Source organism: Halomonas sp. V046, assembly GCF_052645355.1.
The window spans coordinates 51,221-78,051 of sequence record NZ_JBQXYF010000015.1; the positions used below are offsets into that span (position 1 = coordinate 51,221).

Genomic DNA, 26,831 nt, shown 5'->3' on the forward strand with positions numbered 1-26,831 from the left:
TTTCCTGTCACAACGGGGTTAAGGCGCGATTCTCGACCCAGTGTGTCAGTATGGCAATCCGGTGCAAGATTGTTTCACGAAGTTGACTTACCGCTCGGCCATGGTAGAACCGTTTCAACTTCCTCAATTAGGTAAGCGATAGATGACACGCCCAGCCGCCCTTTTCCTACTGGCGCCTACTCTTGTGGCGCTGAGCGTCACCGGGCAGGCCATCGCTCAACCCCAGCTGAGCGAGGCCGAGCGCCGCGCGATGGAAAGCCGCGTCGATGCCCTCAAGGCCGAGCTCGACAGCCTCCAGCGCCAGCTGGCCGCCGACGGCGCCTCGAGTGATCGCGTCGCTCTGCCCGGTGGCACCGATGCGCCGGTCAGCGAGGAAATCGTCGCCGCGGCGACCGGCGAGCCGATCGAGGATACCGTCGAAGAGCGCCGCGCTCTCGAGAAGGAGTCCGAGAGCAACCCGCTGGCCATCACCACCCATCGACGCAACTACCTCTTGCCGATCACCTACAACAGCAGTCCGAACGACAGCGCCTTTCGCAGCGATGACGACGACAAGGAAATGGACAATACCGAGGTCAAGTTCCAGTTCAGCGCCAAGTTCAACATCGCCGACGACCTGATCTTCGACAATGGCGATCTTTACTTCGCCTATACCCAAAAAAGCTGGTGGCAGGCCTATAACGGCGACGAGTCGTCGCCGTTTCGCGAAACCAACTATGAGCCCGAGGTCTTTCTCGATTTCCAGAACGACACCACGCTGTGGGGCTGGACGAACATCAACAACCGGATCTCGCTCAACCACCAGTCCAACGGACGCTCGAGCCCACTGTCACGCAGCTGGAATCGCGTCATCGCCACCAGTGCCTGGGTCAACGACGACTGGGCGTTGGCGGTATCGCCTCACTGGCGGATTCCGGAGGACGACAACGACGATGACAATCCGGATATCGACGACTACGTCGGCTACGGCGACATCACCGTCGCCCACCAGATGTTCGACACCCATGAGGCCAGCCTCATGCTGCGCGGCAACCCTGGCAAGGAGAACTACGGCTCGCAGCTCGACTACTCCTGGCCACTGTTCGGCAAGGTCCGCGGCCACATCCAGTACTACTATGGCTACGGCGAAAGCCTGATCGACTACGACGAGCGCACCAACCGGCTCGGCATCGGCTTCAGCATGAACCCGCTGTTCTCTACCGGGACCTTCAATCCCTGACGCCGTCGACCACCGGCAAAAGTATCGCCAAGGCCGGCGCCGGGGTGCCATGATGCGGGGGAGAGGCAGGATTGCTCTCACCCGCATCTTTGTTAAGCTACCCTTGACTACGCTTGATTGAGTACATCGTTCGACATTCACTCGTCACAGGAAGACACCATGGCCACTACCCGCGCCTCACAGAAGTCGAGCAGCACCGCCGCCAATGCAGCGTCCAACGAGACGACAAGCAGCGCCTCCACCGACCAGCTCAAGGACGACCTGCGGCAGTTGTCTCACACCGTGGAAGAGCTGATCAGCGCGACTGCGGACGACTCACGCAACAACATCAAGGAACTTCGCGACAAGGCCGAGGCCCGTCTGAAGGAAACACGTGCCAGGCTGGAAGAACGCGGCGAGCGAGCCTACCGCCAGACCCGCGACAGCGTCACCCAGCAGGCCGACGCCTGCGATCAGTACGTCCATGAGAACCCCTGGAAGAGCATCGGCATCGCATCCGCCGTGGGCGTCATTGTCGGCCTGCTTATCGGGCGCCGCTGATGTCGTCAAGCCAAGGACCGGCACAGCGACTGTTTGCCTCCGGCAAGCGCGTCATTGCCACCCTCGTTGCCACGGCCGAGACGCGCTTGCGTCTGGCCGTGGTCGAGCTCGAGGAAGAGCGTGCGCGCCTGGCCACCCTCTTGCTGATACTCGGCTTGAGCTTGGTATTGCTGATGCTCGGCATCGCCACCCTCACCGTGCTGGTGATCGTCGTGTTCTGGGAGTCCTACCGACTGACGGCCATTGTGGTCAGCGCAGCGGTCCTTCTCGGTGCCGGCATCGCCCTGGCGCTGTGGGCCATGCGCATGGCACGACGTCCGACGCTACTGGCCGACACACTCAAGCATCTGGCGCTGGATCGAGAACTGGCCCAATCTCCGGGTGATGAACATGGTCCGAGGTAACGACACGCCACGCTCCGAGCGCAAGTCCAGCCAAGCCGAGCGCAAGCCCAGCCGCGCCGAGCGCAAGGCGGAGCTGGAGGCGACCATCGAGCAGCAGCGTCTCGATCTGCTGGTGGCGTCGCGCCGCTGGCAAAGCGCCTCGCTCAAGATCGACGCCGGTTGGCAGACATTGGCTCCGTACCGCAAGCCAGCATTGATCGCCGCGGGGCTCGCCGCCCTGCCGCTATTGCGCCATCCCGGCAGACTGACCCGCTGGGGGCGCAAGCTGGTGGTCACCGCACTGGCCGCTCAACGCGTGCGTCGACTACTGACGCGCTGAACGTCCGCCCCGGGGGCACGGCGGGCCCGTCACGTCACACCCCGCCCCACAGCCCACGGTCTCACGCTGACATGCAACAGCTCGTCTTGCTCTCACGAGGTGTCCCTTGAGTGATCCTTCCCTCGATGCCGATGCACAGGACTTCGCCGCCCGTGTGTTCGACGCCGCCCGCCAAGGCGATGCCGACCAGTTGGCAGGTTGGCTCGACCAGGGCCTTCCGGTCGATCTGACCAACCACCGTGGCGATACCCTGGTGATGCTGGCGAGCTACCACGGACACCTCGAGGCTACCCGCGTGCTTCTCGCGCATGACGCCGACGTCGAGCGTCACAACGACGATGGCCACAGCCCCTTGGCCGGGGCGGCGTTCAAGGGCCACCTGGCCATGCTCGAGTTGCTGCTCGAACACGGCGCCAACGCCGAGTCGCGCTCCCCCGATGGCAAGACGCCCCTCATGTTCGCCGCCATGTTCGACCGGCTGGACGCCGTGAAAGCCCTGTTGATCGCCGGTGCCGACGCCGAGGCCGAAGATGCCAAGGGCAACACCGCCTTGAGCCTGGCCACCACCATGGGCGCTCAGAAGACATCCGCCCACCTGAACGGCCCCTGAATCGCTGCGACCCGTGCCTGCGCGGCGAGGCGAATCGCACTGTGTTAGATTTGCCCTACCCCAAGCGAACAACGATCCAACAAGGACACATTGCGATGCGTATGCTGTCGCTCTACAGCATCAAGGGTGGCGTGGGCAAGACGGCGTCGGCGGTCAACCTCGCCGCGGAGGCCGCCTTCCAAGGCTACCGGACGCTGCTCTGGGACCTGGACCCCCAGGCCGCGACCACCTTCTATCTGCAGATCAAGCCGCGCATCCGCGGCGGCGTGGAAAAGCTGGTCAAGGGTAAGTCGTCCTTCGACAAGGTCATTCGCGCCACCCAGATTCCCCATCTCGACGTGCTGCCCGCTTCGCTTGCCTCCCGCGATATGGACCAGCTACTCGAAAAACGCGGCAACAGCCACCTGCGCCAGATCCTCAAGGACGTTCGCGACGACTACGACCTGGTGATCCTCGATTGCCCGCCGACCCTGTCCCACTTGTCGGAAAACATGTTCACCAGCGTCGACGCGATCCTCGTCCCGTTGGTGCCGACCACCCTGTCGCTGCGCACCCTCCGGCAACTGCAGCAGTTTCTCGACGACGACAACCTGGCCTGCCCGGTATGGCCCTTCATCACCCTGGCCGATCGTCGTCGCAAGCTTCACCGCGAGGTCATGGCGGGGCTCGGTCGTGAATGGCCCCTGCGCCTGTCGACGGATATCCCCGCGGCAAGCGTGGTCGAAAGAATGGGAGTAGAGCGTGCACCGGTGGCGTCTTTTGCCCCCTCAAGCCCCGCCGCCAAGGCCTATCGGGGGCTATGGAACGAGATCCAGCAGCGGCTAGGCTAAACCCGACAAAGCCCGGCGCCCGAGCGGTCAGCGAGCCGCGCCCGGCACCCCGGAGCCCCCGCTCGTATCCCCGCCTAAGTGGACTTCGCCGCCAACGCCTTCATGCGCTCGGCCGCACGAGCCAATTGCTGTTCCAGTTGACGCACCCGCTGGCCCGTCGCCAGTGCCATCGCCGCCGCGAAGTCGTGCGCCAACTGCTGCTCATGGGTGACCGACAGCGCCATGAACCCCTTGAGGTGAACAGGCGCCGTGGCCCGAGCCGACTCATCTTGCACGGCGCAAGCGAGGCGCTCATCCATGGACTCCTGGGCGTGCCGCCTGGCCGCCTCGCCCAGCGCAGTGGCTCGCACCAAGTCGTCGTGGAGCCGCCCGAACACGTCCTGAAAGCGCTTCATCTGGACTTCGGCCTCCTTCAGCAGGTCGTCTTCATCACGCCAGGGGCGCAGCAAGTATCGGATGCGCTTTGCGGTGATGCGCGGCCGGTGCAGCGCCTTCTCATCGACGCGCCCGGCGATCTCAGCAAGCTCGGCGAAGAGGCGCTCGGACAGCACGACCAGGCGCAATGACGCGGCCTCGCCGAAGCGCGGCGAGCCCTTGGCAAACCTTGGCGAACCGAGCAAGCGACGAAGCTCCGCATCCAGCAGCGGAAATCTCGCCACCTCCGTGCCCAAGGCCTGGTAGTGGCCGTGCACCTCCTGCCGCAAGCGCTCCCGCCACCAGTCGATCGCCCCTTGTTCGGCGCGACTGGCGCCGTCACGACCCGCCTCGAGCCACGCCAGCATCACCTCCGCGTCGCGCGCCGGGTTGGTCCGCCGCGCCAGGTCACGCACCTGTCGCCGCAGCCGTTTTGGCAGCGCCACGCCGGCCGCATTCGTCGTCTCGCTCAGGCTCGCTCTGGCATAATCCTTCAGGCACGAACGCAGGCGCCTCAGCGCCACCCGAAAGTCGTGCAATGCCTCGATATCGGCCGGATCCTGAAGGCGCGCGAAGGCCGTGCGCGCCTCATCGAGTCGCTCAATAACGATCTCCTCAACGACGGCGCCGAGCCGGCGCCTGGCTAAGGGCTTTGCCATCATCGCTCCTCACTAAGACGGGTTGAATCGAGCCTTCGCACTCGATTAAAGCATAGCCGCTAATGAAGAGATCCATGGCAACGGCACCACCACGGCGCCGACGCCGAACACGGCCACGCCGTCGTCACGGCGACAAGCCTGCGGCGAGCCTCATCAGACGTATCGCCTCGGCGCGATAGCCAAACGCGTCGTCCCCCTGGGACGCCTTGGCCAAGGCAATGGCATCGTCCAGGTCCCAGTCGGACAGGTAGGTCGCGCCCGATAGCCACTGACCGAATCCCGCGATGGCGACCGCAAACTCGGCGTCGCCCGACTCCCTGGCCGGCGCCTCCCCCCGTGGCACAGGCGCTGACGCGACCGACGTTGCCAGGATAGGCGCTTCGATCAGCCGGCTGGTCGACTCACCGGGGAGCTTGTAGCGCAGCTTCAGATAGCCGAACTCGTTGCCGTGGGACGCCAAACGGCCGTCGTCCCCGGCCGCCTGCGGGTCGGGTGTCGTTGGCTCGGCGGAGCGGGAGGGTCCATAGCGACTCGGAGCCACCAACGCCGACTCCCCCCCCACCGGCGTGATCTCATAGATCGCCGTGACCTGATGGCCGGCGCCGATATCGCCCGCATCCACCTTGTCATTGCGAAAGTCCTCGCGACGCAGGGCGCGGGTCTCGTAGCCGATCAGGCGATACTCCTGGACCGTGGCGGGGTTGAACTCGACCTGAATCTTGACGTCGTTGGCGATCGGCATCAGCGCTCCCGCCAACTGGTCCACCAGCACTTTCTGAGCCTCGGCCAGGGTGTCGATGTAGGCCGCCTGGCCGTTACCGTTCTGGGCCAGCGCCTGCATCGTCGCATCGTCGAGATTGCCGCGACCGAAGCCCAGCACCGATAGATAGACGCCGCTGGCGCGCTCACGCGCAATGGTGTCCTTAAGCTCGTCTGGATCGCTGATGCCGACGTTGAAGTCGCCGTCGGTGGCCAGCAGCACTCGAGAAACCTCGCCGTCGTTGCCCATCTCACCGGCGATGCGATACGCCTGCGCAAGGCCCGCCTCCCCGGCGGTACCTCCGCCGGCCTGCAAGGCATCCAGGGCGGCAAGGATCGTGCCACGCTGTGACGCCGGCGTCGGCGCCAGCACCTGTCCGGCGGAGCCCGCGTAGGCAACGATGGCGACTTCATCATCGTCGCGCAGCTCACCGAGCATCAGCCGGATCGACTGCTTGAGCAGCGGCAGCTTGTTGGGTGCCTGCATCGAGCCCGAGGTATCGATCAGCAGCACCAGGTTCAGCGGCGGGCATTCGTCGACGGCCGGCAGCGCGCCCTGAATGGCAATATGCACCAGACGCTTCTGCTCGTCCCAGGGCGCTACCAGGGTGTTGATCGTTGGCCTGAAGGGCGCCTCACCCGCCTCGGGCGCGGGATAATCGTAGGGGAAGTAGTTGATCATCTCTTCCACCCGCACCGCCTCCCTGGGCGGCAAGTGCCCGGCCAGCAGCGACGAGCGCACGATGGCATAGCTTGCCGTGTCCACATCCACCGAGAACGTCGACACCGGCTCCTCGGCCGTCAAGATGACGCCACTCTCGTCAACGTCGGGGAAAGCTTCGCTATCAGGGTCGGCGGTCAGCCGCCGCGGGCTGACATCCACCTGGGGACTCGCCGGCGCCACCTGCCTGGCTCTTGGCGGCGCAGCAGACTCTCGGGCTGGCTGCGGCGCCGGCTCGACGGTGACGGACCTGGACGTGAGGCTATAGGCGTCTGCCTTGTCGGAAGCGCCGGTCACCACCTTGCCAGAGACAATCAGACGGCTTTGTACCTCTGCGGGTATCGCGTCCACCAGGGCCGCCCCTTCACTCGACGATAGCGCTCCTTCACTCGGTGACGGCGCCTCCACGTCCGACGCAGCCGACGACACTAACGCCTCGGTCTCGGCCGATGACACTAACGCCTCGGGCTCGGCCGGTGACGGCGCCTCGGGTGCAGGCAGATGAGGCGCCGGCAGACGCGACGAATCCCACTGCGGCGCGACAATTAGTGCAACCCCAAGACCCGCCACCACGGCCCCGGCCGCAAACATCGGCAGTTTCTTGACTCGACTCGACATGGCGTTCACTCCTGTTTGTATCCACGTCCACCGCGGACGATCAGGAGTAGGACGCCGCTCGGCGTCGGATTCTTGGGACGTCGCGCGATGACGATCGAAGGCCTGGGCCGCCGCGCGTAGATGGCGGGCCCTGACGTCGTCATCGGGCTTGCGTGCTTGCGCTGCCAGCTCGGCCTTGAGCCGATCGAGTTCGTCGCTCATCGTCCTTCCTCCATCGCGGCCCATTCCCGCAATCGCCGTTTCACCTCACTCATGCGCCAGGCGATGGTGCCGGGGGAGGTGCCAAGAATCTCGGCGACCTGGGCCTGGGGTAGGCCCTCGCCGAGGGTCAGCGCGACGGTATCGCGCAGCTCATCGGGCAAAGCGCGCATCGCCCGGGCCAGCCAGTCGCTCGCCGCCAGGCGATCATCGTTCTCGTCCTGGCGAGCAAGCTCGCTCTCGCCCCAGCCCAGGGCGGCACGCCGATGCGCGGCCTGACGTCGGCGGCGATCATGAGCGGCATTCACCGCGACACGGTACAACCAGGTCACCAGCTGCGCGCGGCCATCATAGCGGCGAAGCTTCTCGGGCAGTGCCACGCAGATGTCCTGGGTCAGGTCCTCGGCTTCATGACGCGAGCCGGTGTGACGCCAGGCGAAGGCGAACAGGCGCTCGTAATGGCGCTCGAGCAACGCCGTAAACGCGGCCTTGTCGCCCGACGCGGCGGCGGCGGCAAGAGCCTCATCGGTGGGTTCGGAAGGTGACGGCACCAGGGTTCCTCGAGCTTGCGCAAGCTTGGCGCTAGTTGCAGTACTACGGCGACTGGTGCCCAGTGCCGGTATCATGGCGCTTGCCCCGACGCTGCCGACATCGCGCCTCAAGCGCTACCGCATACCAAAACAAGACTCGCTCGGGGTCAAGCGGAACCAGCGCCTTGAGCTTGGAATCAGCGCCTTGAGTTTGGAATCAGCGCCTTGAGCTCCTCATGCAACTGCCGGGGAATCTTGACCCCATCGGCCAGGCTGCGCTGTCTTGCCGCAAACCGTCGCTGAGAAGGCAGCCGAGCCCCCTGCCCGGCGATTTCCTCGAACAGCGTCTCGGCGTGGGCCAGATGCTCGTCCGCGGCCTCGCCGAGAAACGCCCGCGGCGAGATCGCGACGACGAATTCGCCGTGATACGGCCGCTTCTCGCCGCTCTCGGCCGCAGCCGCGGTCTCGTGACCGAGCACATCGCCGATCAGTGGCCCCGCCAGCAGTTCGATCATCGTCGACAGCGCCGATCCCTTGTGGCCACCAAATGCCAGCATGGCGCCCTTCAGGGCGGTGTCAGGGTCCGTCGTCGGGTTGCCCTGTGCGTCCAGCGCCCAGCCCTCGGGAATGGCCTCGCCAGCGCGCCGATGCAGCTCGATCTCACCACGGGCGATGACGCTCGTGGCGAAATCGAAGGTATAAGGGGCCTTGCCCGGACGCGGCCAGGAGAAGGCAAAGGGATTGGTGCCGAGCAAGGCCTTCGTGCCACCGGCCGGCGCCACGAATGGGTGAGTGGGGGTCATCGCCAGCGCCACCAACCCTTCGTCCGACAGCGCCTCGACCTCCTGCCACAGCGCCGAAAAATGAAAGCTTTCGGTGATCGCCAGCACCGCGATGCCCGTGGCATTGGCCTTTTCCACCAGCAGCGGCTTGCCGCGCTCGAAGGCAGAAAGCGATGAGCCCCGGTTGGCCTTCACTTTGACTATCGAAGGCGCGTGATCAACGACCTCGGGCCGTGCGTTGCCATCGATACCGCCAAGTCGGGCGGTATCGACACAACCGATCAGGCGGTAGAGCCCATGCGAGTGGCACTCATCACGTTGGGCGCTAACCACGCTGCGGGTGATCGCTGTGGCATGCTCATGATTGAAACCGTTGCCCAGCAACACCTCGAGCCCGAGCGCTTGAGCCTGTTCAATGGAGAGAGTGACCTGCTGTTGCATAACGCTTGCTCCTCGATCGCGTCGTAGATTCGTGAAAGGGCTGACCTTCCGATGCCTGATCCTCTCGGCCGACAGCCAAAAGTCATACATCAGATGTTTAGACCTCTATCATTATCAGTTCAGCGTCCTCTTGGCCATGCTCGTCTCGGGCTGACCGGCCAGACCCTCCGCCTCCCCCTTGGACGCACGCGTCGAGTCGATTCTTGGCGTGGGGTACAAATACACGTTTCTCCACGGTGGCAGAGGCAATGCATCGTGGTCCTGTAGCGCCCACCAGGGCAAGGTCCCCCTTCCTTCTCGCACCATTTGGGCCTCCCGTGAGCTTGCCGCAACGGGACGCCTCCTATCGATATCTCCAGACGTCGGCAGGATTACGACATATCCCCGCCATCGCCGCCATCACTGGGCCTGGGGACGTCTATGGTGAATAGCAGGGCTTCTCGACGCAGGCCTGAGTTCCACGAAAGCGACCGTTACCAGCACGGAAAAGGCGACATTGCCGCTCGATACTGCGCCTGGCTCAAGGCCAAAGAGTCAACTTCGGACGCCGAACCTGCCCGATTGGTCAATTAGCAAGCTACGCAGTACCATGACAGCCAAACAGTCAGACAACCGTGTCCAGCCAACAAAGAGGGCAGACCATGCAGTCTCCTCGTGTCACTCGGCGCGCCTTCCTCAAAGGCAGCGCCGCCGGTATCGGCATTACCGTCGCGCCGCTGGGGAGCAAGGCCTTCGCCGCCCTGTTCGAATCGCGCGTCACCGCCCCCCAGGAGCAGTGGGCGTCACATTCGGGCGCACGCTTTCGCATCGACGCCATCAGCAAGGTCAGTGGAGCCAAGGTCTTCGCCCGGGATATTCGGGCCCGGGACATGCCGGGCTGGCCCGAGCGGCAAAGCCACGCGATGCTGCTGAAGGCCACTCGTGCCGACCGGCGCTATCGAGGCTTTGACCTGTCGGTTCTGGACGCATCGCTGCAGCCTGACAGGATCGTTACCGCCAACGATCTTCAACGCGACGGCCTCGGCTTCCCGCAGAGCCACGGACCGGACCCGCTGCTGCCCGAGGGGCAGACACCACTGTTTCTCGGCCACCCGGTCGCCGTGCTCATCTGGCACGACTTCGCTCACTATCGTGCCGCCAAGAACGCCCTGCAGTTCCGCGACGACCTCATCCTCTATGGCGAGCACACCGGTGAGGTCAAACGTCCGCCCTACGGCAGCTTTCGCTATGTCCGGGTGGGAGGCGATACGCCCTATGCCCCAGACGTCTTCTCCAGCCTGAAGGACACCGACCTGTTTCCGGCGATCAAGAACCGACGCCCCGTCTGGCCCGATAGTCCGAGCCTGAACGGCGATATCGGCGAGCAGGGGGTCTACCACGCCCAGCGTATGCAAGAGGCACTAGACGCCCCGCAAGAGGACTGGGAAGTCTTCAGCGCCACCTACACCACACCCTATATCGAACCCGCGGCCCTGGAACCCGACAACGGCAACGGCTGGTTCGACGCCGAGACAGGCACCTTGCACTTCGTGGTCGCGACCCAGTGCCCCTTCGAAGCTGCCCATGAAGCGGCACAGATGGTGGAGGGGTCACGCTTCGGGGTCACCCAGCTCAATGTCCATCCGGGCTACACCGTGGGCTACGGGTCGAAGGACCACAACATCTTCGTCTATTACGCCGTGATTGCCGCGCTCTACGGCGAAGGCCACCCGGTGCGCCTGGCCAATGACCGCTACGAACAGTTCCAGAGTGGCATCAAGCGCCATCCTTTCGACATGGACTACCAGTTGGCGGTCGACCGTAACAACCTGAAGTTCCAGATATTTCGTGCCCACATGGACGTCAACGGCGGTGGCCGTGCCAACTACAGTGCTTCCGTCGCCGCCGTCGGCGCTACCGCGGCGCAGTCGGTGTATTACCTGCCGCAAAGTGATCTGGCGACCACGGCCTATCCCTCTCGCGCCGTCGAAGCGGGGTCGATGCGTGGCTACGGCACGCTACAGACCATGGCCGCCACGGAAATGATGGTGGACGAACTCGCCGAGCGTCTTGGCGTCGATGCCATGACATTGCGCCGAGCCAACCTGCTCGAAGCCGGCATGAAGAACACCCAGGGCGCGATTCCCGGGGGGGCCATCCGCGTCGGCGAGATGCTCGACAAGGCCGAGCAGCATCCCCTGTGGAAGGATCGCGACGCGCGCCGTGACCGGCGCCAGGCCGATGACCTCGACCACCTCTACGGGACCGGTTTCGCGATCACCCAAAAAGACTTCGGCACCGGGGCAGAAGCCCCGATGGCCAGCATCGAATTCGATGCTGACGGACACATCACGCTGCGCCAGATCAGCATCGACATGGGTACCGGTGCCGCGACATCTCAGGCCATCATCGTCGCCGATTATCTCGGCCGAGCGGCCGACGAGATCAAGACCGGTGAAACCGACTGGCCTGAGCTGGAGCTGCAGACCAGTGGCAACCCCTATACCATCAAGCAACAAGAGCAAGACCAATCGAGTCAGAACCCTCGCTGGACACCGAAACTGGCCTCGGCCTCTTCAGCCTCCAACTCGGCCTACTACGCGAGCCACGCGACCCGCGAAGCGGCACGCCTGATCTTCCGTCATGGCTTGTGGCCGGCGGCGCTATCGCTCTGGCGCCAGGGCATCTATGGCGGCCAGGCCAACCCGTATGTCCTGCGCATCGAAGACGCCCGCTGGATAGAGGGGCATCTCACGGCCAATGGCATGACGCCATTGCCCATGGCAAAGCTGGCCGCCAAGGCGCATGACCTTGGCCTGATCACCGGCGCCAGCGTCCACGGCTTCAACCGCTGGAGCTGGGCCAGCGCCGAATTCCCCCTTGGCGATGAGCCCTCCCGAGTACCACTCGACGCCGTCGCCGTGAAGTACGGCGATGGAGCCGACGATGCCAAACGCGGCCTGATGGCCGCCCACGGCTACCATCTACTCGATCGCGCGAACGTCCAGTATCCCGATACCCAGCTCAACAACGCTCACGTCACCTACTACAGTCCCGTTGCCACCCTGGTGGATCTGCGCGTCAACAAGGGCAGTGGCGACGTCGAGATACTGGAACATTACTCCTGGGTCGAGTGCGGCAAGCCGATCGTCCCTGAGCTGGTCAAGGGGCAGCTGGAAGGCGGTATCGCCATGGGCATCGGACACGCCTTGCTCGAGAACATGCCGCTGTACGAAGACGGCCCCGGCAACGGCAGCTGGAACTTCAACCGCTACCAACTGCCACTGGCGCGCCACTGTGCGGTGTGGAATCAAGGCAGCGAGATTCTCCCTCCGCTCTCCGAGACCGACCCCGCCAAGGGCATGGGCGAGGTGGTGATGATCCCCATCGTCGGCGCCATTGTGAACGCCCTGGCCCACGCCACCGGGCAACGCTTTCGTGACCTGCCCGTCACGCCCGAACGGATCAAGGAGGCCCTGCATGGCTGAGCTTGCGACACGCCCATTGACGCTGACCATCAACGGAGAATCGGTCGGCCCGATCGAGGTGCCCGACGACCTGATGATGATCGACTTTCTGCACGAGTACCTGGGCCTCACCGGCTCTCGGCTCGGCTGCGGCCAGGGCATCTGCCGCGCCTGTGTAGTGATCCTGGACCATGACGACGGGACCAGCGAAGAAATGCGTATCTGCATCACCGGCGCGCATTTCTTCAGCGCCAAGCGCATCCGCACGATCGAGGGCCATGCCTCCCGAGACGCCGCCGGCAACGTCACCGCTCTCACCCCCGTGCAGCAGAAGTTCGTCGACCACTTCGCCTTTCAGTGCAGCTATTGCGCTCCGGGCTTCGTCAATGCCGCCACCGTGCTCGTCGAGCGCCTGGAGCGCGACCCCGTGCCCCGTGACCGGCTCGAGGACGCGATCGATGAGGCCCTGGGGCACCATATCTGCCGGTGTACCGGATACGTGCGCTACTACGCGGCCGCCCGAGCGGCCATCGACGACCTCGGCCTGGTCAGGGAGGGCTAGATGAAACGACTGATGATCGGAACCCTCGTGCTGTTGCCGAGCCTCACCGCCGAGGCAGCGGACAGCGCCAGCGCGACCAACGACGCCGCGCTTGTCGAGCAGGGCCGCTACCTGGCGCGCACCGCCGACTGTGCCGCCTGCCACACCACAGACGATGGTGCGCCGTTCGCCGGCGGTGTGCCCATCGCCTCGCCGTTCGGCACCATTTATGGCACCAATATCACCCCCGACCCGGACTACGGCATCGGCAACTACAGTGCCGATGAGTTCTACCATGCCATCACCCGGGGCGAGGTGCCGGATGGGCGCCAGCTGTATCCCGCCATGCCGTACACCTCCTATCACCTGATGCGCCGCGAGGACTCGGACGCGATCTATGCCTTTCTCATGAGCCGCGAGCCGATTGCTCGTGCCGCGCCGCCAACCGACCTGGGGTTTCCCTTCAATCAACGATGGGGGCTGACGCTGTGGAACATCGTCTACGCCGATGATCTTGCGCCGACGCCGGCGGAGGACCGCAGCCCTGCGTGGCGGCGCGGGCAATATCTGGTCGAGGTGATGGGACACTGTGGCGAGTGCCATACCCCCCGCGGCTGGACCGGTGCCATGGATCTCGACCGGCACCTGGAAGGCGGCATGCTCGAGGGCTATCTGGCGCCAAGCCTGCGCGCCGAGGCCCTGGCCGAGCGCGGCTGGAACCCGCACGACTTGGCGCAGTTTCTGCAGCAGGGCATGAGCCCACAAGGCTCGGCATTCAACGAGATGTATCCGGTGATGCACCATAGCACCCAGTACCTGCAAGACGACGATCTTGCCGCCATGGCCACCTACCTGCTCGGCGACGCGGCTCCCGAGCCGCGGACGATCGAGGTCAAGGCGCTGGACGCGGTCGGCGAATCGGCCGCACGCGGACGTCAGCGGTATCTGGAGACTTGTGCCGGCTGCCATGGCGGTGACGGCAAGGGCAAGCCGGAGGTTGCCGTGGCGATGGCCAGCAACACCACGCTGCGCCTTAAGGATCCCACCAATCTGTTGCGCGTGACGCTGGATGGCATCGAGGAGCGTGACTTCCCGGGGTTCTCACGCCTGCAGCAGATGCCGGGCTTCGGCGATGACTTGAGCGATGCAGAGATCGCCGATCTGAGCAACTATCTACGAGAAACCTGGGGCGGCCAGCCGGGTAACGTCAGCCCGCAAGATGTCGCCGACGCCCGCGTCAGCGGCACCCATGACGACCCGTGACCTCATCACCCAGACGCCTACCCTTTCCCCGCCAGCGGCGGGGAGGAGCGAACGCGGCCCATGACGCCGACCACAGCCACCACCCGCGCTGGTGTCCACGGCAGGCATCACCGGGAAAATGCCTCCGGGCAGCGGCTCACCTTGCCAAGACTCGCACCTGACTACACCGAAAGCCCACAAGCGACCCCCGAGGCCCAGGCCCACTGGAAGTTATAGCCGCCGAGTTCGCCTGTCACATCCAGCACCTCGCCGATGAACCTGAGCTGGGGCAGGCCCTGGACCTCGAAGGTCTTCGACGAGATTGCGCTGGTGTCGACGCCGCCCATGGTCACTTCGGCGGTGCGCCAGCCCTCGGTGCCGGAAGGCTTGATGCGCCAGCGGTTGAGCTGGGTGGCCCAGCCCTCGAGGCTCGCGTTGGAGCGCTCGGCCAGCAGGCCGTCGTCGCCGTGCCATTCGACCAGTGCCTGGGCGAGACGCTTGGGCAAGCGCTCGCCGAGCCAGGTCGAGAGCTGGCGCTTGGGCGTCTCGCGACGCGCCTGAATCAAGGCGTCGAAGGCATCGTGGCCGGGCAGCAAGTCGATCTCGAGTTCGTCACCGGGTTGCCAGTAGCTCGATATCTGCAGCATCGCCGGCCCCGACAGGCCACGATGGGTAAACAGCATCGGCTCCCGGTACGCTCCACCGCGACAGCGCACCGCCACGTCGCTGGAGAGCCCGGACAGCGCCTCGGCGCGATCCTTCCACTGAGAACTCAAGGTGAAGGGCACCAGCGCTGCCCGGGTCTCGCCGACCGCGAGGCCAAATTGGCGAGCGATGTCGTAACCAAACCCCGTGGCCCCCATGGTCGGAATCGACAGGCCGCCGCTGGCGATGACCACGGCGCCGGCATCGATACGCCCTCTCGAGGTAACAAGGCGCATGCCCTGCCCTTGCACCTCGAGGCGCTCTACCCGTGTCTTGAGGCTAAGCGCGACGCCCGCCCATTCGCACTCGGTCAGCAGAACATTCAACAGATCCTTGGCCGAGTCCGCGCAGAACAACTGCCCCGGCGCCTTCTCGACGTGCTCGAGCCCATGGCGCTCCACCAGCTCGACGAAATGCTCCGGTCGATAGCGCTTGAGCGCCGAGATGCAAAAATGCGGATTGGCCGAGAAGAAATTGGCCGGCGTCGTCGCCAGGTTGGTGAAGTTACAGCGCCCGCCACCGGACATCAGAATCTTCTTGCCGGCCTTGTTGGCGTGATCGATCACCAGCACCGAGCGTCCGGCGTAGCCCGCCGTCAGGCCACACATCAGCCCTGCGGCACCCGCGCCGATGATCACCACGTCATAGTTCATGCCACACCCTCATGGAAGACCCGAAGCGCGCCAGGCGCGTCGCGGGGAAAAATCGCCGGCCATGGTAGCAAAGCCCGGGCCGCGATTCCCCTCCCGGACAACGCGATCACGCAACGTCATCCGAGCGGTGCAACGCGCGGGCCACGACTCCCCTCCCCGACGACAACGCGCAACGCCCGGTTGTTACTTGGCGAACGACATGCGAAAAGAATGTGCAACCGCCACGAGTCGAGCCCCGTGGACACCGGGTTGAGGCATTCTGTCGCTATCCTCGGACACTCGTGCTACTCAAGGTGACCGACTCGCCGACTCTTCGACGCTGGACTCTCGACAATGAACAATGCCTTCACCTTGCGCCTCGTCCGACGCCAGCCCTTCGCATGGCGGCGTTGCGCGGCACTCGCGAGCCTGGTGACCGCCTTGCTGGCCCCGGCTACGGCGCTCGCCCAACAAGGCGGCACCATGCCCCCGACGCCGGTGATCGGCGCCGAGGTCACCCGCGAGGCCTGGTCGGATCCCCTCGAGGCACTCGGCACCCTCGCGGCCAACGAAAGTGTGATCCTGTCGGCCACGGTCACCGACACCGTCTCGGTACTCAACTTCGAAGGCGGGGAAACGGTCAGCAAGGGTGATGTGCTGGTCGAACTTTCCGACACCGAGGAACAGGCCGACCTGCGTTCGGCCCAGGCGCTGCGCCAGGAGCGCCAGAATGCGGTCAACCGCTTCACCCAGCTGCAGGCTCGCAACATGGCACCGAGGGCCGATGTGGAAGACAGCCGGGCCCAGCTGCAACAAGTCGACGCCGACATTCAAGCGCTGCAGGCCCGGCTCGACAACTATCGCGTGCGCGCGCCCTTCGACGGCGTGGTCGGGGTACGCCAGATCAGCGCCGGCACCCTGGTGACCCCCGGTACCGAGCTCGCCACCCTCGATGACGTCTCGCGCATGAAACTCGACTTCGAAGTCCCCGAGGTACGCCTTGGCACACTCTCGCGCGGGCTGACGCTCACGGCCACCACGGCGGCCTATCCCGAGCGCGTGTTCGAAGGCGAGGTCGCCACCATCGACTCCCGAGTCGACCCGATCAGTCGCAGCATCAACGTGCGCGCCATTCTCGACAACGGCGACGGCCTGCTGCGTCCGGGGATGCTGATGCGCGTCACCATCGCACGCTCCCCGCGCCAGGCGCTGGTGATACCCGAAGGGGCCCTGGTGCCGGAAGGCAGCCTGCAGCGCGTCTGGGTGATCACCTCGGCCGAACAAGGCAGCGTCGAACGTCGCGAGGTCGAGATCGGCGCCCGCCGCGAGGGCGACGTCGAAATCATCGATGGTCTGGACGAAGGCGAACTGGTGGTCAGCCACGGCGGCGATCGCCTGCATACCGCCGCCAGCATCAACCTGATCGGCGTCGAGGATGATCAGACCAGCATCACCGACATCCTCCAGGCGCAGCGCGAAGAGAGTGCCCGCTGATGCGCCTGTCCGATGTGTCCGTGCAGCGTCCCGTGCTGGCGATGGTCATCGCCGCGCTTATCGTCGCCTTCGGCCTGCTCGCCCTGACCCGCTTGCCGCTGCAGGAATACCCGACCATCGATCCGCCCATCGTCAGCATCCAGACGTCGTACCCCGGCGCCAGCGCCGACGTGGTCGAGACGCGCATCACCCAGGTGCTGGAGGATCGCATCGCCGGCATCGCCGGCATCGAGGTGATCACCTCGACCAGCAGCGACGGTAACTCCAACATCACCATCGAATTTGGCCTGTCCAGTGATATCGACGCCGCCGCCAATGACGTGCGTGACCGCATCTCCGGCGCCGCCGATAACCTCCCGGACGAGGCCGATCCCCCCGAGGTACGCAAGGAAGACACCAGCTCCGAAGTCGTGATGTGGCTGATGCTGTCCGGCGAGGGCTACACCACCAGTGAACTGACCGACTACGCCGAGCGCTACCTGGTCGACAGCTTCTCGGTCCAGGACGGCGTGTCCAGCGTGCGCGTCGGCGGGGCCAAGGAATACGCCATGCGCGTGTGGCTCGACAGTGACGCCTTGGCCGCCCGCGGCCTGACGGTCAGCGATGTCGAGGACGCCCTGCGCGCCGAGAATGTCGAGCTGCCGGGCGGTGCCGTGGAGTCCGAGGACCGTCAGTTTATCGTGCGCCTGCCGCGTAGCTTTACCGACCCCGACGACTTTCGCTCGTTGGTGCTCGACCGCGGCCAGGGCGGCTACCTGGTCCGCCTTGGCGATGTCGCCCGGGTAGAGCTCGGCACCGTGGAGGAGCGCTCGCTGTTTCGTGGCAACGGCGAAAGCGTCGTGGGCCTTGGCATGAACAAGCAGTCGACGGCCAACGTCATGGCCCTGTCTGCCGGGGTTCAAGCCGAAATGGAGCGCCTGGCGCCGCGCCTGCCCGACGGCATGAGCCTGTCGTTGAACTACGACGCCTCGACCTTCGTCTCCGGCGCCATCCGCGAGGTGATCACCACCCTACTGGTGGCCATCGGCCTGGTCGTGATCGCGATCTTCGTCTTTCTCGGCAACCTGCGCACCACGCTGATCCCGGCCGTGACCGTCCCCATTACCCTGATCGGCACCTTCGCCGCGCTGGCCGCCCTCGGCTTTACCATCAACCTGCTGACGCTGCTGGCCCTGGTGCTGGCCATCGGCCTGGTGGTCGATGACGCCATCGTGGTGCTCGAGAACATCCATCGGCGCATGCAACTGTATGGCGAAACGCCGCTGGTGGCGGCCTATCGCGGCGCCCGCCAGCTAGCCTTTGCGGTCATCGCCACCAGTCTGGTGTTGATCGCCGTGTTCCTGCCGCTGAGCTTTATCCAGGGCGATGTCGGCAAGCTGTTCACCGAATTTGCCCTGACCCTGTCGGCGGCGGTAGCCATCTCGACACTGCTGGCGCTGTCGCTAACGCCGATGATGGCCTCCAAGATTCTCTCGCCGAGCCTGCATGAAGGGCGCCTGGCGCACTGGGTCGAAAGCGGCCTGCACGCGGCTCAACGCGTCTATCGCCGGCTCCTGGAAGGCGTGCTGCGCCTGCGCTGGCTGGTGGTGGTCGGCTTTATCGGGCTGGTCGCCGCGGTGGCCTGGGTCTATACCCTGCTGCCCGCCGAGTACACGCCGCGGGAAGACCGCGGCACCTTCTTCGTCATCATCAACGGCCCGCCGGGGGCGACCTTCGACTACATGGAAGACTACATGAACGAGGTCGAGGCGCGTCTGCTACCGCTGCGCGAGGACGGGGAAGTCGAGCGGGTGTTGATTCTGGCGCCGGGGGGACGGGGCAACACCGAGAACTTCAACTCCGGCTTCGCCATCGTCGGCTTGAGCGACTGGGCCGAGCGACGTCCGGCCTGGCCGATCATGAACGAGGTCCGCGAGACCCTCGGCGCGCTGCCGGGCATCCGCGCCTTCCCGGTGATGCGCCAGGGCTTCGGTGGCGGCACCGAACAGGGCGTGCAATTCGTGCTCGGTGGCGGCAGCTACGAGCAACTGGTGGCCTGGCGCGACGCCCTGATGGACCATATTCGCCAGGACAACCCTCGGCTGCTCAACCTCGAGAGCGACTACGAAGAAAGCCAACCGCAGCTATCGGTCAACATCGACTACACCCGGGCGGCGGATCTTGGCGTCACGGTCAGCGAGATCGGCCGCACCCTCGAGACCCTGCTCGGCGGCCGCACCGTGACCCAGTTCACCGACCAGGGCGAGGAGTACGACGTCATCCTCGAGGCCGAACGCGGCGACAACCCGACCCCGAGCGCCCTGGACAGCGTGCGGGTACGCTCGAATCGCAGCGGCGAGCTGATCCCGCTATCGAGCCTGGTGGATATCGAATCCTTCGCCGGCCCCAGCACCCTCAATCGCTACAACCGCCTGCGCGCCATCACCCTGCAGGCCGACCTGGCCGATGGCTACTCGATCGGCGAGGCGCTGGACTATCTTGAGAACGCGGTGAACGAGGTGCTGCCCGCCGGCGTGCAGACCGACGTCAAGGGTGCCGCCCGGGACTACCGTGAATCCAGCGGTGCCACCACCTTCCTGCTGGTGCTCGGGACCCTGGTGGTCTTTCTGGTGCTCGCCGCGCAGTTCGAGAGTTTCGTTCACCCCCTGGTGATCATGCTCACCGTGCCGCTCGCCATCGGCGGCGCCCTGCTCGGACTATTGCTCACCGGACAGTCGCTCAATATCTACAGCCAGGTGGGACTGGTCATGCTGGTGGGACTCGCGGCCAAGAACGGTATCCTGATCGTCGAGTTCGCCAATCAGCTGCGCGACGAGGGACACGAGTTCCGTGAAGCGCTGATTCAGGCCTCGCTGACCCGTCTGCGCCCCATCGTGATGACCTCGGTGACCACCATCGCCGGCTCGGTTCCGCTGATCCTCTCAAGCGGCGCCGGCGCCGAAACGCGCCTGGTCATCGGCACCGTCATCTTCTTCGGCGTCGCCGCGGCGACCCTGTTCACGCTGTTCGTGGTACCGGTGGCCTACGACCTGATGGCCAGACGCACCGGCTCCCCCGGCGATGTCACCCGGCGCCTGGAAAAGGAACTGGAAGGCTCGCCCCACGCCCACTAAGGACGGCGCCTGTCAGCTTTCGACAACACCTCGACACGCCAAGGGCCGGCTCCCAAGAGCCGGCCCTTGGCGTGTCGAGCTGATACTCAACCCACCACGCCCGGCGCCGCCGAGCGAGCCTGCGTCGACCTAGCCGTCGACCACCAGCCGGTAGTCCAGGGTCGGATTGAGCGGACAGGAGTAGAGGTACTCGCCCGGCACCAGCGTCACCGCGAAGTCCTCGCTATCGCCATCGGCAAGGCCCCCGCCGGAGACGCTCGGCAGCCGCGCCCGGCTGATCAGACCATCGCCACGCAGCCAGAAGCCAAGCTCGTAGGGAACGCCTTGATTGGCCACCCGAAACACATAGTCCCCGGCGGATACCCGCAGCACCTTGGCCTCGGCCAGGCGGTCGTCGCCGGTGGCCTCGTTGAAGGTTTCGCATTCGGCCTTTGAGCTCGGGTGGATGCCGTGATTGGCGCCGTTCTCGCTCTCCAGAAACTGGCAACCGACCTGGGTGAGTTCGATAACGGTGGGCTCGTCGGCTTGCGCGCCAGCGACCAGCGTCAAGCCGCCAGCGGCGACGATCAGCGCCGCCGCCAGGCGCGTTGTCATGGGTATCATGGGGTTTCTCCTCGTTGTCAGGCACGCCGCGGCCAGGGGCGCAGGCCGGTGGGCAAGGAAAGAGTCGACGCCCAGGAACGTCTCCTTACACAACACTGTCAACACCAGAAGGAAGGAAGAGACCGACCGACATCACGGGTGCGACTGCCGACGCCGGCCCCGATGGGCACAGTCGGCATCGGCAACGGCTATGCTGACAGCAGGTCATGTGGCGACGAACCCGCGCGACGTCGGCCACCCGCGACTCCCGGCATCTATTGCCGGCTACCGACAGGCCAAGGAGAGACCCCATGCTCGAACTGACGCATCCCCCCGCCAGCCACGTGGTGGCCATGAAGGCCAGCGGCACCATCACCGCCAACGAGCTGCAGAAGGCTATCGATGCCATCGAAGCCCACAAGAACAAGCACCCGCGTATCAACATGGTGGCGGAGCTCGACGATCTGCGCTGGATGACCTTCACCGCCCTGCTGCGGGACATTGGCTACGGCCTCACCCAGATCGGCGATATCAAGCGCTATCATCGCGCCGCGGTGATCACCGACAAGGAGTGGATCAAGCACATCGCCCACCTCGAGGACCGGCTATTCAAGGCGCTGGAGATTCGCACCTTCGCCAGCAAGGAGCGTGCGGCGGCAATGGCCTGGGTAGCCGAAGTGCCGCCGGGTAGCGAAGACGGCGAACCGGAACAGGACGGCTACCACGGCGCCTGAACGAAGATGACGATCCGGCCCCCGCCTTGATCGCACCCGCATCCTCTCCACAAGATCCACTCAACAAGAGCCCTCAATATGAGGGCTTCTCAAAGGGCCCTCTCAAGGGGGCCCGCTATCGTCTCCATCGACACCCGGCAACACCGATGCCGCCCGCAGCAGGCCTTGGGCCCTATGCAGTTTGGTCCGGCGCTGCGTCGCCTGCTCATCGCCGCTGTTCACGGCGTAATCCGCCAGCGGCAGCGCCAGACTGACCAGCGTGTCGGCTTCGCGAAAGATCAGGCCCTCTTGCGCCAAGCGCGCCAGGGCCGATGCGATATCGGCCGCTGGTGCGCTAAGGGCCTCACGCGATCGCGACGTCCAGAGAGTGTCACCGCCGCGCAGCAACGCAGCAGACGTCTCGTCCAGACGAATCGTTCGAGCTGGCTCACCGCGTCCGTCCAGCACCACGACACCGTCGTCATCCTCGGCCCAGAACAGAAACGCCCGCTCGAAACGATCACGCCAGGCCGCGACGCCGGCACGCAACCGGCCTTCGTCAAGCGGCGTTCTCGCCGTCTTCGCCACGTCATAGCAAAAGTAGTACGCCAGCCGCCGCACCCGCTCGGGGTCAAACGGATAGATGTAGCGATAGGCCGGGTAAGGCCGAATGTTCTCGAGGTGAAACCGATCCGGGGCGTTAAAGTGGGGCGAAAAGCGATTGAGCACGATGCGGTTTGCCGCCCCCGGCGGCGCCAGATGATAAAGCGATGGCATCTGCTCGACGAGCCGCCGATAGGCCGCGGCGGGCTCCTCGGGAAATCCGTAGAGCAGGTTCCAGTAGACGGCGACTCCGTGCAGCTCGCAGGAGCGTAACATCAGCACATTTTGCGGTCCCGACACGCCCTTGCGCATCAGCGTCAGAATCTCGCTGTCCAGCGACTCGATGCCCGGCTGCACGGCGGTGACGCCCGCCGCCCGAAGTACCCGGACATCGGTGTCACGCAGGTTGGACTTGACCTCGTAGAACAGCGACCGATCGATCGGATGCTTCGCCAGCTCAGGCAACACCGTCTTCAAGTAGGCGTGGGGAAGAATATTGTCGACCGCCAACATCCGAGACGACGGGTAGCGCCTGGCAAGATCGCGGATCTCCGCCAGCGCACGCGCTGGCGACTTGTAGCGTGATGCCATCGCCGTCGGGTTGATGCCACAGAACACGCAGTGGCTCTTTGCCCCCCACCAGCACCCACGAGAAGTTTCAAACGGCAGCAACACATCATGCGTCGAGCGCCCCACCGCCGCCAGCGAGGCAAAATAGTCGTCGTAATTCGGCGGCGGGCTGTCATCCAGCGTCGCCACCCGCAACTCCCGCGCCGTGCGCGACGAAGGTGTCACCACGCCAGGCAGATCGTCGATCGTACGCCGCTCGCACAGGCGCTCGACCAGTTCGACGATAATCGTCTCGGCCTCGCCCATGACCACCGCCGACAAGAAGGGAAAGCTGCGCTGAGTCTCGCGCCCCGTTTCATCATCGCAGTTGGGGCCTCCCAGGAGAATCGGTAGCGTCGGCTCGGCGAGTCGCAAACGCTTGGCCAGGGCAAGGCAGGCGCAGTGCTGCTGAAACAGGCTCGTCAGACCGACCACCTCCGGGTGCAGGCGCCGCACCAGCGCCGCTGCATCACTCAGAAATGGCGCGATCAGCGCCACTGTGTTCTGAACATGCGACACCACCTCGCCATCGACGCGGCCAGGCTGGTCGCTCAGCCCCCCCATCAGAATATCCTGAAGGTAACGGGCCGGATTGCGCCCCGGGAACAGATCTAGTGAAAACAGCCACTCTCCGGCGAAAGGCCCGATACTGGCGGTTTCCTCGATGGCTCGGTAGGCCCTGGCCCCAATCAGTCGCTCGAAGTCGAGCTGAAGATCCAGCACCGCGACCTTATGACCGGCCCGCTGCAACGACGTCGCCAACAGGCCCAGCCCTATCGAGGGTGTCGCCGGCGATGCGAAGGGAAGGTTCACCAGCACGACCCGCCGAGCGAGCGTCATGGCGCACCCTCGGCGTCATAAACCTGCTCGATCACGGCACGCAGCAAGGCCGGACTCGGCGTGACGCCGCGGCGCCGGCGCACCGCATCGAGGGCTTGAATGAGCCTTGGGTCCGGCGGGCTGGCCCACCAACTACCGATCGATCCCGGGTGCATGCCACGTGCCTGTGCATAGAGTGTCGGCACCGCCGCCAACAGCTCGGCCTCATGGAGCGTCGCACGCAGCGGGTCGGTTGCGTTCAGCCGCGCGATACGCGCAATACTGCGTAGCGCCCATACCCGATCCCTGAGGCGCTCATCGCACCGCCAAGGGTCTGGCGTCGCCAGACGCCAGCGTGCGATGCTCTCCAGCCACGTCTCAAGCGCGGGCGGCGCGTCGTCGTACAAGACTCGCCCGCCGTAAAGATGACTCCAATGATCGACAGGGGCCTCGAGACAGCGCCGACGAGGATGCAGATGAGCGTCGACCAGGACATCCCCCGAGTCCCCCCACAGCCCTCCTTGCACCAGCTCGGCGCTCAGAATCAGCAGATCAATATCGGACGCACTGGAGAGCGACACCAGCGCCGAACCGTACACGACGAGACCATCGATCGCGCACCCAATCAGCCCCTCGAGCTGGTCTCGGAGCGCCGCTCCCTCACCGCGGGTGATCGCACCGGTCAGCCGCTCCCCCAGCTCCTTCGGCAACACCGGTCCAAGGGCAACGCAGCGATTTTCAGTCATCGTCATGATCTCCCACGGTAGAGAGCCTTGCACCGCTGAACAATACAGCGCCACGCCCGGCGCTCCACCTCGCTGAGCCCGGGGTGCCAGACATCGACCAGAAACACGATGCGATCATGGGCGGCCGGATTGACGGCGCTATGCTCGAAGGAGTCATCGAAGACCAGCGGCTGTCCCAGGCGCCATTCGCGCGAGCTTCCGGCGACCGTCAGCGCCGCGCCACGCGGTGCCACCAGCGGCAGGTGGATCGTCAAACAGAGGTTGTCGAGTCCGTGATGGGGCGGAATTGCAGTGGACGCCCGCAGCACCGAGTACATCGCGTCACCCGGGTACCAGGGCAGACGATCCAGCAGCGCCAGCCCCTGAGCGGCCCGGCGCGCCATGGCGTAACTCCAGACGCCGTCTTCAATCAGCGCCAGCACCCGCCAGCCCTGGGCCAGCGGCGTCGGGTAGTCGCTGGGCGGGGGCGATGTCGACCGCTCATAGGGACGAGTTGCCACCCCGGCCCGCACCAGCAGCATCGCCTCTTTCATCAGGCGAAGACAGAGTCCTCCCTGCCAGCCGCCGAGTCCGACCCTCACCGGATCCCACCAGGGGCGAGCGTCCAGCCCCGGCATCCAGATCCGCGTGACCCGTTGCCGCCCATGGCGCCCCTCATCCCCGTCGATGGGATTCGCGGCCGTGAGATTGCGCAGTGCCGTCCGCACTCGGCTCGGCAAGCCCCCCAGGTCATCCTCGAGGCTCGCCATCTGACGACGACTGAGCCTCAGCACCCAGGCACCGCATGGGTGTTGAGGCTATCGGCGCTGCGGACCAGTATGGCCTTGCCCCGCGCGGTAAGGCATTGAGACTGTGCCGTGATTGAGGCCAAGCAGTCGCCGGCACTCTCTTGCAGTGCTCGGCTGCTCGGATGAATGCCCGACTGATCCACCATGGCGCCCAGCGCTACCCGCAGGTCACGACGCAGCGCCAGCGGTTCCACGGCGACCAGAAGGCTGTCGAAGGCACACACCAGCGGGCGCTGTGTGTGACGAATACTCGAACACGCCATGGCTCCATTGGCCTCTGGGCGGACATGTGGACCGGCAACCAGGGTATCGAGAAAGGTCCAATGATGGGTCGCCTCGTGAACCAGCAACTCCGCGACCTCGAACACCGCCATCGGTAAAGGAAGGTTGATCCACACCACCCCGATCCGTGATGCCGTCGACCCGCCCAGCGAGTTCGGCACCTGGGCGCAAAAGATCCGTGCCAGCACGATGTCATTGAGCAGCGCCTGCACCGGTAGCAAACGCCACAGAAGATCCCGAGCCTCCACCACCTGGGCGTACTGCGCGGCGATATGCCAGGGATCTCGCTGGGCGATGGCCTCATCGACCCCTTGCGGGGTCAGCGGGGCCAACAGCTCATCCGCGCGACTCTCGCTATCGCTCTCGATGAACCCGGACAAGAGCTCGCGCTCGGCCGCCGGGTCACAGACAAACTCCGTCACCAGATCTGACCCGGTCGTGACCGCCCCTTGACGCATCGCCAGCCAGCGGCGGTAGGCAAACGCCGTCAGGCACAGATCGCCAGCTTGGCCTGCGACGAGCACACCGGCCCGGATCGTTAGATGACGCAGCAGCGAGATGAGAGCGTCAGCACCCAGGTGTGCACGCATGGCTAGCCTCCTCTCGCCCTCAGCATGATGTCCTGGCAGGCTAGGGTGATCTCCAGCCCCCGCTCACCGAGGACGCTATCGCGATGCTCATGGTCCAGCAGGCTTTGCGCGCAGCGCAGCGCCCCGGCGATCAGATCAGGCGTCAAGGGGTGAACCGAAGGCCCCTTCGGGTGCCCGATACACGCCTCTCGATGCAGGAATATCTCACTGGCAACGGCGAGACTGTGGAGCACCTTGTCGAGGGGCCGGCGCAGTCCGGAAATCGCACCGACGGCAAAGTTCTCCTGCCGCGCAAGCAGCCGTTCGTTGGCGTAATGAGGTGCCCCCAGTTCATCGACGAACATGGCAGTATGGGTAAACTCGTGTACCAGCAGCTCATACAGGTCTCGGTTGGCATACTGACGAGGCCGGCTGACGAAGATGCTGCCGATGGCCGCCGAGTCGGTGCCACCGAGCGCAAAGCGTGTCGACGGAAACATCAGATAGGTCACGAGAAACTGGAAGGCCTCCCAGAAACCGGCCTCAAAATGACCGAAAAATTCAAGGCGTGACCACACGTAAGCGATGTCCTGCTCGACGACATCACGATCGCGCGGGGTATTGTCGAAGTACTCCGAATCTCGATACCAAGGCATATCGTCGAGCACGGAAGGCGCATAGAACGCCCGAATCAGCGCGTCTTCAATGGACGGATTGTCGACAAAAGTGACGCCACTCGATGGCGCAGCCGGCAGCGCCGGGTTGACCGCCCCCAACAATCGCACGTACGCCTGCCACCAGTCGTCCTCACCGGGGTCGTGCGCGACCAATAGCCAAGGTGCCAATACCGAGTGCAGGTTGCTGGCAAAGGCTTCGGGTCCCAGTAATCGGTACATGACGCCT

At 65.1% G+C, this 26,831-nt stretch carries 23 protein-coding genes; 12 read left to right on the top strand and 11 right to left on the bottom strand.

All coding sequences use genetic code 11. The annotated features are described in order from the left end of the window. Window positions 1–142: 142 nt before the first annotated feature. The 6 genes from ACUN9Y_RS18530 to ACUN9Y_RS18555 all read left to right on the top strand — a co-directional run bounded on the left by ACUN9Y_RS18530 (window position 143) and on the right by ACUN9Y_RS18555 (window position 3,922). Window positions 143–1,219 (top strand): phospholipase A, encoded by a 1,077-nt coding sequence (locus ACUN9Y_RS18530; RefSeq protein WP_445462206.1) that lies wholly within the window; start codon window positions 143–145, stop codon window positions 1,217–1,219. A 159-nt stretch (window positions 1,220–1,378) separates the two neighbouring features. Then, on the top strand, window positions 1,379–1,759 hold the full coding sequence (locus tag ACUN9Y_RS18535) for a DUF883 family protein (RefSeq protein ID WP_445462207.1): 381 nt from the start codon (window positions 1,379–1,381) through the stop codon (window positions 1,757–1,759). Beyond that, window positions 1,759–2,163 (top strand): phage holin family protein, encoded by a 405-nt coding sequence (locus tag ACUN9Y_RS18540; protein WP_445462208.1) that lies wholly within the window; start codon window positions 1,759–1,761, stop codon window positions 2,161–2,163. Before ACUN9Y_RS18535 ends, ACUN9Y_RS18540 begins: the two co-directional genes overlap by 1 nt. Beyond that, a complete protein-coding gene (locus ACUN9Y_RS18545; RefSeq protein ID WP_445462209.1) occupies window positions 2,150–2,482 on the top strand; it encodes a YqjK family protein in 333 nt (110 codons plus the stop codon). Before ACUN9Y_RS18540 ends, ACUN9Y_RS18545 begins: the two co-directional genes overlap by 14 nt. Before the next feature lie 106 nt (window positions 2,483–2,588). Next, complete coding sequence (locus ACUN9Y_RS18550) at window positions 2,589–3,092, top strand: ankyrin repeat domain-containing protein (protein WP_445462210.1); 504 nt, start codon at window positions 2,589–2,591, stop codon at window positions 3,090–3,092. 95 nt (window positions 3,093–3,187) lie between these two features. Further along, entirely contained in the window at window positions 3,188–3,922 is a 735-nt protein-coding gene (locus ACUN9Y_RS18555; protein WP_445462211.1) for a ParA family protein, read from the top strand. Between the two features lie 74 nt (window positions 3,923–3,996). On the opposite strand, the gene ACUN9Y_RS18560 is transcribed toward ACUN9Y_RS18555, so the two are convergent. The 4 genes from ACUN9Y_RS18560 to ACUN9Y_RS18575 all read right to left on the bottom strand — a co-directional run bounded on the left by ACUN9Y_RS18560 (window position 3,997) and on the right by ACUN9Y_RS18575 (window position 9,044). Next, a complete protein-coding gene (locus ACUN9Y_RS18560) occupies window positions 3,997–4,995 on the bottom strand; it encodes a CHAD domain-containing protein (protein ID WP_445462212.1) in 999 nt (332 codons plus the stop codon). A gap of 124 nt (window positions 4,996–5,119) precedes the next feature. Beyond that, on the bottom strand, window positions 5,120–7,294 hold the full coding sequence (locus tag ACUN9Y_RS18565) for a YfbK domain-containing protein (RefSeq protein WP_445462213.1): 2,175 nt from the start codon (window positions 7,292–7,294) through the stop codon (window positions 5,120–5,122). Continuing rightward, window positions 7,291–7,842 (bottom strand): RNA polymerase sigma factor, encoded by a 552-nt coding sequence (locus ACUN9Y_RS18570; protein WP_445462214.1) that lies wholly within the window; start codon window positions 7,840–7,842, stop codon window positions 7,291–7,293. Before ACUN9Y_RS18570 ends, ACUN9Y_RS18565 begins: the two co-directional genes overlap by 4 nt. A gap of 176 nt (window positions 7,843–8,018) precedes the next feature. Beyond that, entirely contained in the window at window positions 8,019–9,044 is a 1,026-nt protein-coding gene (locus tag ACUN9Y_RS18575; RefSeq protein ID WP_445462215.1) for an Ldh family oxidoreductase, read from the bottom strand. 641 nt (window positions 9,045–9,685) lie between these two features. On the opposite strand from ACUN9Y_RS18575, the gene ACUN9Y_RS18580 reads away from it, so the two are divergent. From ACUN9Y_RS18580 to ACUN9Y_RS18590, 3 genes are read left to right on the top strand one after another with little or no spacing between them, the layout of a single operon-like run. Further along, a complete protein-coding gene (locus ACUN9Y_RS18580; RefSeq protein WP_445462216.1) occupies window positions 9,686–12,511 on the top strand; it encodes a xanthine dehydrogenase family protein molybdopterin-binding subunit in 2,826 nt (941 codons plus the stop codon). Next, window positions 12,504–13,052 (top strand): (2Fe-2S)-binding protein, encoded by a 549-nt coding sequence (locus ACUN9Y_RS18585; RefSeq protein WP_445462217.1) that lies wholly within the window; start codon window positions 12,504–12,506, stop codon window positions 13,050–13,052. Before ACUN9Y_RS18580 ends, ACUN9Y_RS18585 begins: the two co-directional genes overlap by 8 nt. Then, a complete protein-coding gene (locus ACUN9Y_RS18590; protein ID WP_445462218.1) occupies window positions 13,053–14,294 on the top strand; it encodes a c-type cytochrome in 1,242 nt (413 codons plus the stop codon). It begins immediately after the preceding gene. Between the two features lie 161 nt (window positions 14,295–14,455). On the opposite strand, the gene ACUN9Y_RS18595 is transcribed toward ACUN9Y_RS18590, so the two are convergent. Next, window positions 14,456–15,631 (bottom strand): NAD(P)/FAD-dependent oxidoreductase, encoded by a 1,176-nt coding sequence (locus ACUN9Y_RS18595; protein ID WP_445462219.1) that lies wholly within the window; start codon window positions 15,629–15,631, stop codon window positions 14,456–14,458. 333 nt (window positions 15,632–15,964) lie between these two features. Between ACUN9Y_RS18595 and ACUN9Y_RS18600 the strand changes: the two genes are divergently transcribed. After that, complete coding sequence (locus ACUN9Y_RS18600; protein ID WP_445462220.1) at window positions 15,965–17,104, top strand: efflux RND transporter periplasmic adaptor subunit; 1,140 nt, start codon at window positions 15,965–15,967, stop codon at window positions 17,102–17,104. Further along, entirely contained in the window at window positions 17,104–20,217 is a 3,114-nt protein-coding gene (locus ACUN9Y_RS18605; protein WP_445462221.1) for an efflux RND transporter permease subunit, read from the top strand. Before ACUN9Y_RS18600 ends, ACUN9Y_RS18605 begins: the two co-directional genes overlap by 1 nt. Before the next feature lie 129 nt (window positions 20,218–20,346). Here the strand turns inward: ACUN9Y_RS18605 and ACUN9Y_RS18610 are convergent, their stop codons facing one another. Beyond that, window positions 20,347–20,820 carry a hypothetical protein gene (locus tag ACUN9Y_RS18610; protein WP_445462222.1) on the bottom strand — a complete coding sequence of 158 codons (474 nt, stop codon included), beginning with the start codon at window positions 20,818–20,820 and terminating at the stop codon, window positions 20,347–20,349. A gap of 290 nt (window positions 20,821–21,110) precedes the next feature. Here ACUN9Y_RS18610 and ACUN9Y_RS18615 point away from each other — a divergent pair, with 290 nt between their 5' ends. After that, the gene (locus tag ACUN9Y_RS18615) at window positions 21,111–21,533 is read left to right on the top strand and encodes a SpoIIAA family protein (RefSeq protein ID WP_445462223.1); all 423 of its coding nucleotides are present in this window, start codon (window positions 21,111–21,113) and stop codon (window positions 21,531–21,533) included. Between the two features lie 102 nt (window positions 21,534–21,635). Here ACUN9Y_RS18615 and ACUN9Y_RS18620 read toward each other — a convergent pair whose 3' ends face one another. Genes ACUN9Y_RS18620 through ACUN9Y_RS18640 form a run of 5 tightly spaced genes read right to left on the bottom strand, consistent with a single transcriptional unit; the run spans window position 21,636 to window position 26,824 of the window. Continuing rightward, a complete protein-coding gene (locus ACUN9Y_RS18620; protein WP_445462224.1) occupies window positions 21,636–23,564 on the bottom strand; it encodes a RiPP maturation radical SAM C-methyltransferase in 1,929 nt (642 codons plus the stop codon). After that, window positions 23,561–24,295, bottom strand: coding sequence for a hypothetical protein (locus ACUN9Y_RS18625; protein ID WP_445462225.1), 735 nt, complete (start codon window positions 24,293–24,295; stop codon window positions 23,561–23,563). The genes ACUN9Y_RS18620 and ACUN9Y_RS18625 overlap by 4 nt, the downstream gene beginning before the upstream one ends. Next, entirely contained in the window at window positions 24,292–25,062 is a 771-nt protein-coding gene (locus ACUN9Y_RS18630) for an aspartyl/asparaginyl beta-hydroxylase domain-containing protein (RefSeq protein ID WP_445462226.1), read from the bottom strand. Before ACUN9Y_RS18630 ends, ACUN9Y_RS18625 begins: the two co-directional genes overlap by 4 nt. Beyond that, window positions 25,056–25,949: an aKG-HExxH-type peptide beta-hydroxylase gene (locus ACUN9Y_RS18635; RefSeq protein ID WP_445462227.1), complete on the bottom strand. Its 894-nt coding sequence runs from the start codon at window positions 25,947–25,949 to the stop codon at window positions 25,056–25,058. Before ACUN9Y_RS18635 ends, ACUN9Y_RS18630 begins: the two co-directional genes overlap by 7 nt. Before the next feature lie 2 nt (window positions 25,950–25,951). Continuing rightward, a complete protein-coding gene (locus tag ACUN9Y_RS18640; protein ID WP_445462228.1) occupies window positions 25,952–26,824 on the bottom strand; it encodes an aKG-HExxH-type peptide beta-hydroxylase in 873 nt (290 codons plus the stop codon). Window positions 26,825–26,831: the final 7 nt, after the last annotated feature.